16 protein-coding genes are annotated in these 16,537 nt (G+C 30.0%); 4 read left to right on the forward strand and 12 right to left on the reverse strand.

Translation table 11 applies throughout. The annotated features are described in order from the left end of the window. The gene (dnaA, locus tag DTL3_RS00005; protein WP_045086981.1) at nt 1-1,365 is read left to right on the forward strand and encodes a chromosomal replication initiator protein DnaA; all 1,365 of its coding nucleotides are present in this window, start codon (nt 1-3) and stop codon (nt 1,363-1,365) included. Nucleotides 1,366-1,417: 52 nt separating this feature from the next. Here dnaA and DTL3_RS00010 read toward each other — a convergent pair whose 3' ends face one another. From DTL3_RS00010 to DTL3_RS00065, 12 genes are all read right to left on the reverse strand, one after another. Continuing rightward, a complete protein-coding gene (locus DTL3_RS00010; protein ID WP_045086982.1) occupies nt 1,418-2,215 on the reverse strand; it encodes a family 1 encapsulin nanocompartment shell protein in 798 nt (265 codons plus the stop codon). Nucleotides 2,216-2,264: 49 nt separating this feature from the next. Next, nucleotides 2,265-2,612 carry an encapsulin-associated ferritin-like protein gene (locus DTL3_RS00015; protein WP_045086983.1) on the reverse strand — a complete coding sequence of 116 codons (348 nt, stop codon included), beginning with the start codon at nt 2,610-2,612 and terminating at the stop codon, nt 2,265-2,267. 109 nt (nt 2,613-2,721) lie between these two features. Then, nucleotides 2,722-3,165, reverse strand: a complete 444-nt coding sequence (locus DTL3_RS00020; RefSeq protein ID WP_231854013.1) for a chemotaxis protein CheX — start codon at nt 3,163-3,165, stop codon at nt 2,722-2,724. A 261-nt stretch (nt 3,166-3,426) separates the two neighbouring features. Continuing rightward, nucleotides 3,427-4,839 carry a cysteine--tRNA ligase gene (gene cysS / locus DTL3_RS00025; RefSeq protein ID WP_045088481.1) on the reverse strand — a complete coding sequence of 471 codons (1,413 nt, stop codon included), beginning with the start codon at nt 4,837-4,839 and terminating at the stop codon, nt 3,427-3,429. An 8-nt stretch (nt 4,840-4,847) separates the two neighbouring features. Then, a complete protein-coding gene (gene gltX / locus DTL3_RS00030) occupies nt 4,848-6,314 on the reverse strand; it encodes a glutamate--tRNA ligase (protein ID WP_045086984.1) in 1,467 nt (488 codons plus the stop codon). 38 nt (nt 6,315-6,352) lie between these two features. Further along, entirely contained in the window at nt 6,353-6,886 is a 534-nt protein-coding gene (locus DTL3_RS00035; RefSeq protein WP_045086985.1) for an NUDIX domain-containing protein, read from the reverse strand. Nucleotides 6,887-6,933: 47 nt separating this feature from the next. After that, entirely contained in the window at nt 6,934-7,332 is a 399-nt protein-coding gene (gene cdd / locus DTL3_RS00040) for a cytidine deaminase (protein ID WP_045086986.1), read from the reverse strand. Continuing rightward, a complete protein-coding gene (locus DTL3_RS00045) occupies nt 7,307-8,662 on the reverse strand; it encodes a hemolysin family protein (protein WP_045086987.1) in 1,356 nt (451 codons plus the stop codon). Before DTL3_RS00045 ends, cdd begins: the two co-directional genes overlap by 26 nt. Nucleotides 8,663-8,687: 25 nt before the next feature. After that, entirely contained in the window at nt 8,688-9,590 is a 903-nt protein-coding gene (locus DTL3_RS00050; protein WP_045086988.1) for a YitT family protein, read from the reverse strand. A gap of 26 nt (nt 9,591-9,616) precedes the next feature. After that, nucleotides 9,617-10,738, reverse strand: coding sequence for a molecular chaperone DnaJ (gene dnaJ / locus DTL3_RS00055; protein ID WP_045086989.1), 1,122 nt, complete (start codon nt 10,736-10,738; stop codon nt 9,617-9,619). Nucleotides 10,739-10,740: 2 nt separating this feature from the next. Continuing rightward, nucleotides 10,741-11,394: a nucleotide exchange factor GrpE gene (locus DTL3_RS00060; protein WP_052670172.1), complete on the reverse strand. Its 654-nt coding sequence runs from the start codon at nt 11,392-11,394 to the stop codon at nt 10,741-10,743. 188 nt (nt 11,395-11,582) lie between these two features. Beyond that, a complete protein-coding gene (locus tag DTL3_RS00065; protein ID WP_045086990.1) occupies nt 11,583-12,590 on the reverse strand; it encodes an HrcA family transcriptional regulator in 1,008 nt (335 codons plus the stop codon). Between the two features lie 226 nt (nt 12,591-12,816). Here DTL3_RS00065 and DTL3_RS09560 point away from each other — a divergent pair, with 226 nt between their 5' ends. The 3 genes from DTL3_RS09560 (at nt 12,817) to DTL3_RS00080 (ending at nt 16,367) form a co-directional block, all read left to right on the forward strand. Further along, nucleotides 12,817-13,200, forward strand: a complete 384-nt coding sequence (locus DTL3_RS09560) for a hypothetical protein (RefSeq protein ID WP_171820561.1) — start codon at nt 12,817-12,819, stop codon at nt 13,198-13,200. A 374-nt stretch (nt 13,201-13,574) separates the two neighbouring features. Continuing rightward, nucleotides 13,575-15,077, forward strand: a complete 1,503-nt coding sequence (locus DTL3_RS00075) for a UDP-N-acetylmuramoyl-L-alanyl-D-glutamate--2,6-diaminopimelate ligase (RefSeq protein ID WP_052670173.1) — start codon at nt 13,575-13,577, stop codon at nt 15,075-15,077. Further along, the gene (locus tag DTL3_RS00080; RefSeq protein WP_045086992.1) at nt 15,078-16,367 is read left to right on the forward strand and encodes a Mur ligase family protein; all 1,290 of its coding nucleotides are present in this window, start codon (nt 15,078-15,080) and stop codon (nt 16,365-16,367) included. It begins immediately after the preceding gene. Nucleotides 16,368-16,537: the final 170 nt, after the last annotated feature.

The following is a 16,537-nucleotide window of genomic DNA, read 5'->3' on the forward strand; positions in this document are numbered from 1 at the left end:
ATGGATAAAGATGAATTACTTGAGAAACTTCGCGCTAATCTCTCTCGAGATACTTGGAACAACTGGCTTACTTCTGCCGAAATATTAGAGATAAATGATAAAAAAATTATCATGGGTCTAAGAAATATATTCATCAAAGAAACCGTAGAAAAAAGGTTTGGAACAATAATACAGGATACACTCTCTAATATATTGGGTAAAAAAGTGTCTGTAGAATTTAGAGAGATACCTATCACTCGAGAAAGCAAAAATTCTGTTACCGGGCCAATTATAAAAAATAGACCTTTAAAACTTTCAGAATTTAATCCGGAGTTTACTTTTGAGAGCTTCGTTGTCGGAGAAAGTAACAGAATGGCTTATTATTCAGCCTTGGAAGTTTCAAAAAACCCAGGCAAATTTAATCCTCTTTTTATATATGGCGATGTTGGATTAGGAAAGACGCATCTTCTTCATGCTATCGCTAATTATGTACTAGATCACTCGCCTGATATGAAAATAAAGTATGTAACCGCTGAAGATTTTATGAACGAGATGATGGACGGTATAAGATCTAGTGGCATGGATAAATTTCGAGAAAAATTTAGAAAAAATGTTGACTTCTTATTAATTGATGACGTTCAATTTTTAATTGGTAAAAATACTGTACAAACCGAGTTATTTCATACGTTTAATACTCTTTTTAACTCTCAAAAGCAAATCGTTATTTGTTCTGATAGAACACCAGAAGACCTTTCTACCTTTCATCCCAGATTGATTAGTAGATTTGAAATGGGACTTGTCACTGACATACAAGCTCCTGACAAAGCAACAAAGTATCTAATTGCTAAAAAAATGGCAGAGATGATATCTTTTCAATTAAATGACGATGTTGCTTATTATTTAGCAGAACATATAGATCAGAACCTTAGAAGGCTTCGAGGAGCTATTATGAATCTAGTCTTACAAAGTCAAATTTCTGGCAAAGAAGTAGACTTAGATTTCGCTAAAAAAACTGTAGATTCTATGATAAAAATGAACGCCAATAAAATGAAGTTCCATTCAAAAGAGGTTATTGATTCTATTAAAGAAGATTCTGTAATAAACGCAGTCGCATTAGAGCTTAATTTAGATAGGAAAGAAATATTTTCAAATTCTCGAAAAAAAGATATTGCTTTAGCTAGACAGTTGATTGCCTACATTTTTAAAACAAATTTTAAGATGAAAACAAAAGACATTGCAGAAAAATTAGATAAGAATCATTCTACTATAATTCATTCGATTAAAAAGATAGAACAGTCATTATTAATGGGAAACGAGGTAATCAAAGAATCTTTAAACAATATTTATATAAAACTTGAAGAAGAGAAAGTTAGCATGAATATTTAACTATTTAAATAAAAAGCTGAGGCAATTGCCTCAGCTTTTTATTTGTTAATCTTTAAAACTCTAAACCAACTATTGCTTCGGGGGTTTTTATATGAAAAGTGAAAGATTCAGTAAAGAAAAGTTTAACTTTGTTTTCATGTCTGGTCTCATATCCTAATGATATATCTTGACCCAAAACTAACTTAAAATCATCTCCACGAGTTGAAATAATAAAGGATGTTTCTAGATCATTAATAGTCTCAACCTTTAAATTCATTATCTCTTTTAAGATAAGAGTTAAAGGATATGACCTTTGTTGAACAAACAATCTTTCCCAAACTTGTTTATTAATAACTAATGCATAGGGGCCTTCTATACCTTTTATTCTAAACTTTTTTTCTGCGTCGAAAATAGACCTGATAAAATCTTCAACCTTTTCTGAGGAGCTTTTTACAGAGTTTTGAGTTGCAATATTAAATAGTCCAACTATATTAGCCTTTTCTTCTCCTGCTAGAATTATTCTATTTTCAAACTCTGATAAAGCTTCAGCAGCCAGTTCTAATGGTTCTAAATCTGGTGTTTCAGATCCTCTTTCTATATTATCAAGATCCCATATATCTAATTCAAAAGGATGTCTAACCTCAATTAATGGTAAAGAATTTCTGATTCCCCATCCTAAAGCATTCTTTGTATTTTCTTTCATATCAAGGGTACCTAAATTGTAAGAAGAAAAATCCCAACCATATGGCCCTTCCACATCTATTAGTTTTCTCATTCTTAAATTCCTTTTGAAAACTTCCCTTGATCTTTCATCTAATTCTTCCCATGCTTCGTTTGTTAGGGGAGCCAAATCTCTCTTTAGAAAGTCCATTTGATTCCCTCCTTTCTACTTTTAGAAGTTACAAAAATAAAATCCCTAATTAGTCTGTTAATTTTCTTAATCCCAAATCACCTTTTCCGGAGTTATTATCTTCTGAATTTGCTTCTTCAACTTCTATTAAAGATTCCTGAGTAAATAGGTATTTTCTCAATTGTTCATCCCATCCTGCCATATTTCTTCTTAACCATTCAATAAGCATTACCGCGTGTTCAATTTCTTCATCTCTATTGTGCTCCATTATTTCTTTAATAGTCTTATCTTTTGAAACAGCCGCTCTTTGATTATACCAATCTATTGCCTCGATCTCTTCTTTAAGACTATTAAGAGCATAAACGTAAGATCTATCCTGTTGATTTAATTCTTCATAGGGTTGATGATAATCTTGCATTAATTATCCCTCCTTCTTGTTAATAAAATAGAGCTTCACTATATATTGTACAATATTTTAAATTATTTTCAAAACTGTATTATTCGATTTTAAAATTTAAAAAAGGTATTTATCTCGTTTCTTTGTAAACAAAGTAAAGATCCATTTCATTATTTCCTGAAACATAAAGGGGAAATAATAATATTGTTCCACGAACGTTGACTTTTACAATTTTTCCTCTCATAACTGAAGGAGGTGTAACTTTTATTAAATAGCCATATTGCTCTAAATGCGTAGCTATTGCACCTGATATCATATTTCCAAACTCACCAATAGCGCTTATTGCCATATCATCCAACTCATTAATATTCATTATTCCCTGCATCATCTCATTGACTAAATTAATAGCTTCTTTCTCAGAAAATGAATAAATAATGTTTCCTTCCAATACACCAGTAAAACCTATGTTCGTAACAACATCATAATCTTTTTGAATTTCTTGCACCAATTTTGGTTTATCAACCTTTAATTCCTTTTTTGCTATTATTTGAAAAGTATTTTTTACAGCTGACAATACTGAATTGATAATATTAGCATCTATTATAATCAGCCTCCTAAACAAGTTTAATATAATCGATTTAGAAATTTTAAACTTAAATTCTATCAAAGGTTTACATTTTAATTATTTCAGAAATCTGTTCAAATACGAATTTTATATACCATCATTTCTTTTAGCTTTTTCGATATCTATATTGAAAGAGGACTCCGCACTTTTAATTCTTTATTTAATATAAGATCAAATTCTTTGTCTATTAGTTTATAAATTATTAACCAATTAAGCTTCCGATTTTCCTGATTTGAAGATATATTTTGTTCCTTCAGGCGTATCCTTCAATTCAATACCTATTTCCTGTAAACTATCCCTGATATAATCACTTAGCTCATACAATTTATTGTCTCTTAAACTTGATCTAACTTCAAGTAAAATTTTTATTATATTTTCTGCATCTACCTCATGCATCTCTATTTCAGCGTCACTCTCAAAAATACCAAATACACTACCATAGACATTTTTAATTAAATAATAATTATCTATTATCATTGTATCATTTTTTGATTTTAAAGCCTTGTTTAACTCTCTAGATAAATCAAAAAGTCTAGCCATTGCTGAAGGTGTATTAAAATCATTTGATAATTGTTCAAGTAAATAATGTTCTTGTTCCTTAAAATACTCCCCTTCTTTTGAATAAGGAACAACCCCTTGAAAATACTCTTCACTTTCCTTCAGAGATTGTCTTACTCTTTTCACAGAAATTTCCTGAGATCTAAGTAATTCTTCATTAACATCTATAGGGGCTCTATAATGTTTACTAAAAATAAAAACTTTTAATACATCAGAATCAAATTGTTTTAATAAATCTCTTACTAACCATACATTTCCCAAAGATTTGGACATTTTATTTTGAGAAAGCTGAATCATTCCATTATGCATCCAATATTTTGCAAACTGTTTCTCACTAGCTATAGCTTGGGCTCTTTCATTTTCATGATGAGGAAATATCAAATCATTCCCCCCAGCATGTATATCAAAGGCATCGCCTAAAAGTTCGGTAGCCATAACTGTACATTCTATATGCCAACCGGGCCTTCCTTTTCCCCATGGACTAACCCAAAATGGTTCACCCTCTTTGGATGATTTCCATAAGGCAAAATCTAAAGGATCTTTTTTATATTCTGAAATCTCGATCCTACTTCCTGAGATCAAATCTTTCGTATTTCTATGTGAAAGTTCCCCATAATTAGTCAATTTCCGCACATTAAAGTATACATCACCATTTTCAGCAGTATAAGCAAAACCCTTTTTTATCAAATTGTCTATATAGCATATTATTTCTTCTATATAATTTGAAGTTTTAGGATGAAAATTGAAAGCCCTAACCTTAAGAGCCACCATGTCTTTCCAATATTCGATTATATATCTTTTAGCTATTTTGTCAAAGGATACTTGCTCTTTATAAGCTTGGTTTATTATTTTATCGTCAATATCAGTAAAATTTTGTACTATTGTAACTTTATAACCAATATATTCCAAAAACCTTCGATATGCGTCAAAAGTAATTATTGGCCTAGCATTGCCAATATGAATAAGGTTATACACAGTAGGACCACATAAATAAATCTTAACTTCGTCTTCTTTTAATGGAATAAAATCCACAACTTTTCCCAATAAAGTGTCATATATCTTTATTTTATAGTTCAAACTTGAACCACCCTTTCAAGTCTTTGTATAATTCTATTACGTCCTATTAAATAAATTGTGTTAACTAAATCAGGACCGTGAAAAGAATCTGTCAATATTTTTCTTAAAGCCATATAAAATGCCTTTTTTTGCGGTTTAGCTTCTTTGATTGCTTTTTTTAAGTTTTCCGTTATCATTTCAGTATCCCATTTATCAGTTTCTTGTGTGTACTCATAAAACAACGTTATAGCTTCTCTGACCCCATCTTTATTAAAATAGTCTAAAAATTCTTGATCACCAAGATTTGGTGTTATATCTTTTAAGAAAACGCTTATTGCATCAGGTATTTCGCTTAGCGTTTCAACAGAGGTAATAATAGTCTCTATTGCCTTCATTATCCATGTTTTATTTACTTCATATTGTTCCTTTGTTAATAAGTTGGATTCAATTATAAAAGGTTCTGCAAGGCTATAAATCTCTTCTATACTTTTACTATGGAGATATTGACCATTCATCCATTTTAATTTTGCTTCATCGAAAATTGCAGGACTTGAACTTACCCTGTCTAGGCTAAAATTAAAAATAATTTCTTCTATATCCATTATTTCTTTTCCTTCAGGATGCGACCATCCTAAAAGTGCCAAATAATTAACCAAAGCCTCAGGTAAAATTCCCTTTTTAATAAATTCCTCAACAGATGTAGCGCCATGTCTTTTAGATAATTTTTTACCGTCAGGTCCTAAAATCATAGATACATGTGCAAATTCTGGTATCTCTGCTGAAAAAGCTTCATATATTGCAACTTGTCTTAAAGTATTTGAAAGATGATCGTCACCCCTTATAACGTGAGTTATCTTCATGGCTATATCATCTACTACAACGGCAAAATTATATGTAGGTACTCCATTACTTCTTAAGATTATAAAATCACCAATAGCCCCTTTTTTAAAAACTACCTCACCTTTAATTAAATCATTTATTTGATAATCTTTTTGAGGCATCTTTAAAAATACAACTGGTTTCAAACCTTTTTCTTTATATTCATTGATTCTTTCTTGAGTATTATATTTTGAAATTAACTCATATGTATAATGTGGTGGTTTCCCAACACTCAATAACTGACTTTTTATTTCTTCCATCTCTTCAGGATAAATGTAAGCCTCATATGCCCTATCATTATTAACCAACTCATAAGCCTTTGTTTGATATAAATCTAACCTCTCACTTTGTCGATAAGGTCCATAAGGTCCTCCAACAATTGGTCCTTCATCCCACTTTAAATCAAGCCATTTTAAAGTTCTAAGCAATTGATCCTCGGATTCTTTTGTGGACCTTTCTAAATCAGTATCTTCAATCCTAAGAATAAATTCTCCGTTGTATCGCTTAGAAAACAAATAATTAAAAAGAGCAGTACGAGCACCTCCAACATGTAAAAAACCAGTTGGACTAGGGGCAAATCTAGTTCTTACTACATCAGAAATCATATTTTATTCCTCCAATTATTATATTATTATTATAAACTTTAGGTTAACAACTTATATCTATAGAAAGCACAAATACTTTTGGAATCAGTTATTCCTCCGGTTTTAATCATTTGCTCAACATCGTCAGAGTAGATTTTCACAACTTCTACAAACTCATCGTCATCAGGTTTAGAACCAACATTATGTAATTCTTTGGCAGCATATAAGTGGATTTTTTCATTAGAAAAACCGGGCGTTGTATATATGTAACCCAAATATATCCATTCTTTTGCCATCAGACCAGTTTCTTCCTCCAACTCCCTTTTTCCACATTCTAAAGGGTCTTCGTTAGGAGAATCAAACTTTCCTGCAGGGATCTCAATTAAGACTTCTCTAATTGGAAAACGATATTGTTTAACAAAATATATATAACCCTCTTCATCAATAGGTAAAACAGCTACTGCACCAGGATTATCCACAACTTCTCTAGTTGAAATATTCCCATTAGGTAATCTTACATTATATTTCTCTAAATTAAGTATTTTGCCCTTAAATATTAATTCTTTAGAAACCTCTTGCTCCATTAACTTCATTTTTAACTCCTTTTAATTCTAATTGATATTAAGATTTTTTGAAATTACTATAAGTCTTTTGGTCCAAAAGATTTAGGTAATAGTTCACTTACTGTTGACTTCTCAATATCTCCTTTGGTATTTGCTAAATACACGTCAAAATCACCAAATTCATTCATAACTTGCCTACAAGCACCACAAGGTTTCGCTAAGCCTTCTCCTTCTGCAACAACTAATAAACTTTTAAATTTGGTTTTTCCTCGTGCTACAGCAGAAAAAATGGCATTCCTTTCAGCACAAATAGTCAATCCATATGAGGCATTTTCAACATTACAGCCAGTGATTATTTCGTCATCTTCAGTTAATAAGGCAGCGCCAACTTTATATTTAGAATAAGGAGCGTAGGCGTTCTCTCGTGCTTTTAATGCCTCTTCATATAACTTATTTACTATCGTTTGATTCTTCATCTTTTTTTTCATCCCCTTCTTCTACATTTTTTTCTGGATGAACTGTTATTTTAACTTTATCAATTCTATTTACTGTTACAGAGATTATCTCAAATTCATAATTATCAATTGTAAATTTTTCTCCAGGCTTAGGAAACCGTTTAAAGTGTTCTAATAGAAAACCTCCAATAGTTTCAAATTCAGTTTCTGGAAAATCTATATCAAGTTCTCTTTCTATGTCATTTATTGGCGTTGCTCCATCTACTAGTATAGAATTTTCTTCTATCTTCTTAATATTTATTTCATCAGAAAAGTCATCATATTCATCAAAAATATCTCCTGTCATTTCCTCAATTATATCTTCTAAGGTGACCAAACCTGCTGTGCCTCCATACTCATCTACTACAATTGCTATATGTGTATGATAAGTAAGAAAAAGTTTAAATACATCTCTAATATTCATAGTCAAAGGTACAAAAAATGGTCTCCGCATGATATCTGAAACCCTTATTTTCATTACTTTTTCTAAATCTCCCAATTCTTCAATCTTTTGAAATATATCTTTGGCATAAACTATACCAACAATATTATCGAGTGATTCTTTATATACAGGAATCCTAGAATATCCTTCTTCGTTTATAATGTTAATGAGTTCTTCAACAGTTTCAGTATTTTCTATTGCTACAATATCAACTCGAGGTGTCATAATTTCTTTTACAGGGGTATCTTTCATCTCTAAACTTCTTTGCATAAGGTACTTTTCACTTTTCTCAATTACTCCTTCTTCATGACTTATATCTAAATATGAAATGATTTCATTCTCTGTAATTAAAGGTGGTGCATTTTTTATTGTTTCTCCCCCAAAAGTTCTAATAACAATATTAGATAAACTTACCAATAACCAAACAATAGGAGATAATATTGTGTTCAAGTAATAAATAATAGGAAAACTAAAGTTAAAAAATTTTACCGAAATCTCTCTTGCGTATACTTTTGGTGTAATCTCTCCAAAAATTAGTATAAGCAGAGTCATTATAGCTGTAACTACCCCTACTGTTGTACCTTGTGATGAAGGAATTAGCCTCACAGCAAAAACGGTCGCCATAGAGGTAGCTAATATATTTACAATATTATTCATCACTAATATCGTTGTTAAATAGTGGTTTGGATTATCTATAAAATCTTTGTATTTTTTCTTCTTCTTATCGTTCTTTTCATTATCTATTAATTCTCTTATCTTATACCTTCCTATGGCCGTTAAAGATATCTCTGATGCAGAAAAAAAACCAGACATAATTAAAAGTACAATAAGAAATATTAATGAGCCCCATAAACTACCAGGATCATCCACTTTCAGTCCTCTCCTTTTTTAATGCTTAAGAAATTTTTTTAAAACCATATCCAATTGCCTCTGCATTTGGCAAAACAACCATAAAAGCTTCTTTGTCTCTATTGTCAATAATCTTCTTTAAAGTTCCAATTTCGTTTCTCGATAAAACAACCATCAAAACAATTTTATCTTGGCCAGAAAAACTTCCAACACCTTTTAGATAAGTAACACCTCTGTCAAGAACATTAAATATATCGTTTTTAATATCTTCATAATGATCACTTATTACCAAAATTGTTCTTGTAGATTCAAAACCCTCTAATACGCCGTCTATAGTTCTAGCAGTTATAAAAATAGCCATCACTCCATACATTGGGAGTAATGGATTTATAAATATTGAAGATGCAGTAATAATTGTATCAGTTATCATTAAACCTGTACCAACACTAATTGAAAACACTTTATTCAAAATCATTGCGATTATATCTGTTCCACCTGTTGTAGAGCCCTTCCAGATGACTAAACCCATTCCAAAACCTGTTATTAATCCTCCATAAAAGGCTGAAAGTAAAGTAATTTCTATAGATGAACTACCTGACTTTTCAATAAGGTTAGGAATAAGTTGATCCATATTAAAACCTTGTTGAAGAAGATCAGTAAACAGAGATAGCAAAATAGCTGAATAAACACTTTTCACCCCTAATCCTGTCCCTAAAAGTTTAAAACTTAAATAAAATAAGATTAAATTATAAATGAGCATTTGTAATCCTACCCACCAACCAAAAAAATGGTTAAAAATAATTGCGAGGCCGCTTACGCCGCCTGCAATAATATTATATGGAATCATAAACAACACTAATCCAAATGCTGTAATGATTACTCCTATTGTAATAATAAGAAAATCTTTTAGTAAAAATTTATTCTTAAATTTTGAATAATCTCCTTCTATTTATACTCACCCCCCAACAAGCCGTTTCATTCTACATTCATTTCTTCAGCTAACTGTTGTAAAATTTTTTTCTCCTTTCTTGAGGGTTTTTTAATTTCCACATTAATTTTAACATAAAGATCCCCTCTTCGTCCTCCTCCAAATTCGGGCAGTCCTAAGTTTTTTATTCTGATAACAGTTCCAGGGTTTGTTCCTTCTTTTATTTCTTCTTCAATAACACCTTCTAATGTAGGAATCTTAATCTTTCCTCCTAAAACTGCTTTAATGTAATTAATTGTCACTTCTGTTTCTAAATCAGAACCTCTTCTAATAAACTTTTCGTGAGGTAAAACTCTGACTTGAACAATCAAATCACCATAGGGGCCTCCATTTTTCACAGCATTTCCTTTTCCTCTAACTTTCATAGTATAACCATCTAAAACACCAGCCGGAATATTGACTTCGACATTTTCTTTTTTAAATATTTTTCCTGTACCATTACAATTTGAACATTTTCGATTTATTATCTCTCCTACTCCGTCACAAGTAGGACACGTATAAGATCTAACATAAGAACCAAAGAAACTTCTTACCTCTTCTCTAATAATTCCTTCACCATTACATCTTGGACATGTCTCAAAATTTGTTCCATTTTCTGCTCCAGTTCCTTTACAACTTTCACAAATAACATACCTATTGTATTCTACTATCTTTTTAACATCATACAAAATTTCTTCTAATCTCAAATTCATGACAACATGAATATCTTCTCCTCTTTCTTGTCTACGTCTCTTTTTGGTTGAAGAACCAGATCTCCCAGGTTCAGAACCAAAAAACATATCAAAAAAATCACCAAAAGGACTGCCTGCGTCACCAAAAAAATCTCTGAACACATCTTCAAAACCTCCACCAGTCCTTTGGTTTGCATAGGTTGTGCTTTCGTCTGGGACAAACCCAAATCTATCATATAGTTTTCTTTTTTCTGGATCACTCAATACTTCATAAGCTTCTTGAATCTCCTTAAATTTTTCTTCAGCTATATCTTTATCCTCAATATGTCTATCTGGATGCCACTCCTTAACCTTTTGTCTATAAGCTTGTTTTATTTCATCCGGAGTAGCATTTCTATCAACACCTAATATTTTATAGTAATCCTTTCTTTCTGGCATAATTATTGATCACCTTCTTTATCTTCTTCCTCCTCTGAATTCTGTGACTTACATCCTTTTTCAATAATATCTTTTGGCTTAATAGCAACAACAACCCTTGCAGGCTTAATTACTTCTCCTTCTAATTTGTATCCTATTGATTGCACATCATAAATACAATATTCATTTACTTCATCGGTTTCAAACTTCTCTACTACTTCATGTTCAAAGGGATCAAACTGGTCCCCTTTTTCTGGCACTATAAATTCCAAGTTTAAATTTTTAAAAACATTTATTATATCTTTATATATCATTTCAATTGCTTTAATAAATTCTGGATCATCTTTATATTTCATGGAAATTTTTAATTTTTCGAAAGGTATCAGGAATAATTCAACGATATTCTTTTTTGTATTAAACTGTATATTTCTTTTTTCCTTTTCCACCATTTCCTTATAATGTTCAAACTTAGCCGATAATCTATAGAGAGAATCTTTGTATTTTTCTCTCTCATCTTTTATCTTTTCTATTCTATCTTTTAATTCTTGAATTTCTCTTTGTAACGCTTCAACATTTTCATCCAATGAGTCCACATTTTTTGTCACATTAGAATTAGACTCACCATTCATATTATTCTTGCCACAATTCTTTTCTATAACCTCTTTTTTATCTTCCATCAAAGATACACCTCCTAAAACATTTACCATTACTTACTGCATTTTTTTAAAAGAAGATTACCAAAGTAATTTTTACATCTTAAAGTGAAATCAAGCCGAAAAACTTTATTTTAAAAGTCAATAAGATACAGCCTCAAATAGCTCAAAAATTAGTCCTTGCCATAAATTATATATTAAAATAATTTTATTTAAAAATTTTTTGATATAATTTCAGATAGTCGGGATGTGTATTCTTTTAATATTAAATAAATTTTCTCATAGTTACAATATTTTTCGGTAATAAATAAAACTTTACCTAATATATTTGTATTTAATATATAAGTTGTAGTAAAAAAAGCTAAATTCTTTAAAGTTTTTGAGTTAATATCTTTACCGAAAAAAACTTTTATATCAGGACTGAAATCCAAACGTGTAAAAAATTCCTCTTTTATTTTATCATTTTCAACCAAAATTGCCAAAGTTACAATAGTGTCTAAGTCAGGTTGAGATTTTGATATGATTTTCTCTAAACCAACAGAAATATATCGAACCCTTTTAAATTCATCTGTTAAATGTTCTAATATTTCTACAAAATTTGTTATCCTAAGATCCTCTATTTCAATTTGTTTAGTCGATAAAAATGAAAATATTTTTTCAAACGATTTTCCTACTAACGCATTGTTAAGTATCTTTTCAAGTTCCTCAGAGACAGGCAATCCATATATTTCTACTGTTCTTGAAATGGCTAATCCCAAATTAGTCAATATAGTAATCACACTGTTTTCTTCTGTAAGCGGGGTTACTGTAACTCTTGTAATATATACATATTTTGGATTAGGGTACTCAAAAATAACTAACCCTTCCAAAACTTGAGAAATTAATAATGCTAAATTTTGAAACAGAAGATTTAAATCATAAAATTTATATTTTTTTGGTAACTCGATGTGATTTACTTTTACATCATAAGCCTCTTTAATCATCTCAAAATAGATTTTCAATGCTGGATCAAGTGGAATTCTTCCACCGCTTGAATGCTGTTGATAAATGTATCCTAATTTTTGTAACTTTTGCATATCGTTTCTTATGGTCGCACTACTAGCTTTTATATTTGAATTATTTAATACATCCTCTGAACTAACAGGCTTATTGGTTTTTATATATATTTCTACAATACTTTTCAGTATTTCTTTTTGACGTTCTTGAAGCCGTATGTTCATTTTATCACTCCTAACTTTTGAGTGCTAAATATATCATAACAATTATTCAATAAATTATCAAATATTTTTGTTTACCATATTGTAAATTATATTTTGTTATAACCTTTATGAATCTTAAAAACAGTTTGACAACTTAATTTTTATTTCAAAAAAAGTTAGAACAAAATTCATTCCACTTACTTAAAATATATTTTAACAAATAAAATATAAGATATATACGTTAAATATGATTATAAGTGATAAAATAAATTGCGGAACCCATATCACTGTTCAACAAGTAAGAAGAAATAACCGTCGTTTGCAGAAGTTTTATGACGCTAAATATTTCGACTTACGTACTGGTGAAAAGGTAAATGGGCAGGAATTAAATTGTGGTCGCAGAACAAGAAACAAAAATCTCAATACTGAAAATTTGAGAAAATACAGTGAGAAAAAGGTATCTCCAGGACGAATAAGTATCCGCAAACGAAGATATCCTTATAAACTAGGAGATACAGTACTCTATGACTGGCAAAAATGTATTATTAAAGGAGTACAAAAACTGGGAACTTATATTAAGTTGTCCAAAATAAGCAACCCTGTCAAAATATCACAAGTCCGTGTTCTGTAATATGAGAAAGGATTTTGAGTGTAGCGGTAACCAGCATTAATCCCTAACCTATTGAAGTTGGTGTTTTCTGTCGGAAAAAATAATAAATAAATTTTTAATTTATAGTGGGTCCAAGGCGGAGCCCTCCCTCTGCCTTTGGTACAAGTACCAAAAAAGATTGTAATTATTAATTATCGTTTTTGAAATTTATAGTGGGTCCAGGGCGGAGCCCTCCCTCTGCATTTGGTACAAGTACCAAAAAAGTTAAAAAATCAAGATAGTGACTTTAAAAATGAGGAGGTATTTTGTAAAAAAATCGATTCTAAAACATAAATACAATAAGAATTTTAGAATTTCTAAAGTGAGTAAAATTGCAAAATCAAGGAGGTTATTATGTGAAACTCAAAGCTAATGATTTTAAGTTGTTATTAGAAGGAAATATAAAGAGTTTTTCTTTAAACGGAGAAGAAATAATTGTTGAAGGAATAAAAGACAACAGTTCTGAAGTTAAAAACAACGATATTTTTATAGCGGTCAAAGGACATAAAGCTGATGGACATGACTATATTAATTATGCATTAGGGAATGGGGCATCCCTAATTATTGCTGAAAATGAAGACAAATTACCAAAAGATAAATTAATTAATTATATTATTGTAAAAGATATTAAAAAAGCAACTGCTGATTTGGTTTATTCACTTAATAACATATCGATAGATGACTTTTCTATCGTCGGTGTTACAGGTACCAATGGTAAATCTACCTCAGTTTCGTTAGTGCATCACATTTTAACTGAAAGTGGTCTAAATTCAACGCTAATAAGTACGGTTGAAATAAAAATTAACAATCAAATTATCAAACAGCCTCGTAACACAACACCTGGAATTTTAGAAATAGCAGAATTATTAAAATTAAGCTCCGAAAGTAATAGTAAGATTATTAATATTGAGGTCTCTTCACACGCAATAGATCAACGAAGAATTGAAAACCTAAAGTTTGATATCATTTCATACACCAATATAACAAGAGACCATTTAGATTATCATAAAAATTTTGAAGATTATAAAAAAACTAAACTATCTTTAATGAATTTCTTAAAAGAAAATGGAAAAATTATAATAAATATTGACAAACTAAATAAAAAAGATTTCTATTCCTCAAACAAAGCATTAATTACTTATGGATTCGATGAATCTGCAGATTATGTTATCAAAAATTTCGAACAAAATATACATCAAGTCAAATTTACAATGAAAACTATAGATAATGAATTTGTTGAAATTGTTTCACCATTAGTCGGTAAATTCAATATCTACAATATTGTTAATGCTTTTATAATTGCAAAACTGTTGGGTATAGAAACCGAACTAATAATTAAGGCTGTATCTTCTTTTAAAGGTATTCCTGGTAGATTTCAACTCGTTCCATCTAGTAAAAGTCTTGGTTTTAATTGTGTTATTGATTTTTCCCATACACCCGATGCGTTAGAACAAGTATTATCTACTGCTGCTAGTTTAACAGACGGTAGAATAATAATTGTTTTTGGAGCCGGTGGAAACGCAGATCAAGGTAAGAGGAAGATAATGGGTGAGGTAGTAAGTCAAAAAGCAGATGTAATAATACTTACAAATGATGATCCAAAAGACGAAGATCCTCAAAAAATAATAGAAGATGTATTGGAGGGTATCGATCAAACCAAACAATTTTTGGTTATTCCTGATAGAAAAACTGCAATCGAAGCAGCCTTAAGCTTTGCAAATAAAGGAGACATCGTTCTTATAACAGGAAGAGGACATGAACAATTTCAATTATTTGCAAACGGCAAAAAAGTTAAGTTTAACGATTATGAAGTTGCAACAAAATGTATAGAAACAATAAAGAGAGGCTTAAGAAGGTAGATGCTTGAAGAGTTAAAGAAGAAAGGATATAAATTCCAAATAGACTCCAGAAAAATTAAAAGTGGAGAAGTTTTTTTGTGCTTAAAAGGTGAAAACACTGATGGACACTTTTTTATAGAAGACGCTTTGAAGAATGGCGCAGATTTTGTTGTCATTGACAATCCAAGTTTTGTTAACAATCTACCAAACAATAAAATAATTAAAGTTGATAATGTATTAGAAGAAATGTTAATTTCATCCTCCAAGATTGTCAATAATAATTCAAAAATCAAAATAGGTATCACTGGTTCTACAGGAAAGACTACAACAAAAGAGTGTTTATATCATTTGCTATCGCCATTTTTTACAACTTTTAGGAATGAGTTAAATATGAATACAGAGATAGGAATCCCTCTTTCTATTTTAAATCAATATTCAAACGAAGATGTATCAATAATTGAAATTGGTCTTAAACAAAAAGGAGACCTTGATTTTGTTACTCGTTTTTACAAACTTGATGTTGCTTTCATAACAAATGTTGGTCCATCCCATTTAGAGTTTTTGGAAACCATTGAAAATGTCGCCCAAGAAAAAATGAAAATTACCAACAACATGAACAAAGGTCTTTTAATATTAAATGGAGATTATCCTATATTAAAAGAACTTGCACCAAAAAGATTGAAAACTTTATCTTTTGGATTAAAAAAATCAAATGATGCAGTTTTGGAAGGTTATGAATATAATTTAAACTACACCACAACTTTTTATGCAAAAATACTAGGTAATCATCTTATGCTTACTTTAAACAAATATTGGAGTGAAGGGCAAATTCTTGATTTACTTTCTACATTGTTATTTTTAACATATATAGAACTACCTTTAGATCCTTTTATCATATGTAATATTGATATACCAGAGGGACGCTTTCAAACAATAACTAGAGAAAATACCCTGGTGATAAATGATTCTTATAATGCTTCTTATGATTCTTTTAATAGTGCATTTAAAAGTATCTCTCAAATAGATTTTTATCCAAAAATATTAGTAATGGGAGAAATGAAAGAATTAGGCGAATATTCAAAATATTACCATGAGAAAGTTTTGAGTGAAGCAAAAGAGATTTTTGATGAAATTTATATATATGACCCTGATAATAAATTAAATTATTTATTGCAAAATCAAGATAAGATTATAAAATTTGAAAGTTTAGACGATATCACAAAAATAATATCAGAAATAAAAGAAGGTTTAATATACATAAAAGCCTCTAATTCTACTGGAATTTATGAGTATTTAAAAAATAATCTCTAATTTTATATCTAAAAAAGATTTTTATTATTTATTGAGACAGTTTTGAGAACGTTTCCTTTAATTTGTCTCAATGCGTCAAATAAGTTAATTTGAGTGGGTACAAGGTGGAGTCTTTCCCCACCATTGGGTCAAGAACCGAAAAGTTGTAATTGTTAATTACTGTTTTTGAA

This window comes from Defluviitoga tunisiensis (genome assembly GCF_000953715.1).
GTDB lineage: Bacteria > Thermotogota > Thermotogae > Petrotogales > Petrotogaceae > Defluviitoga > Defluviitoga tunisiensis.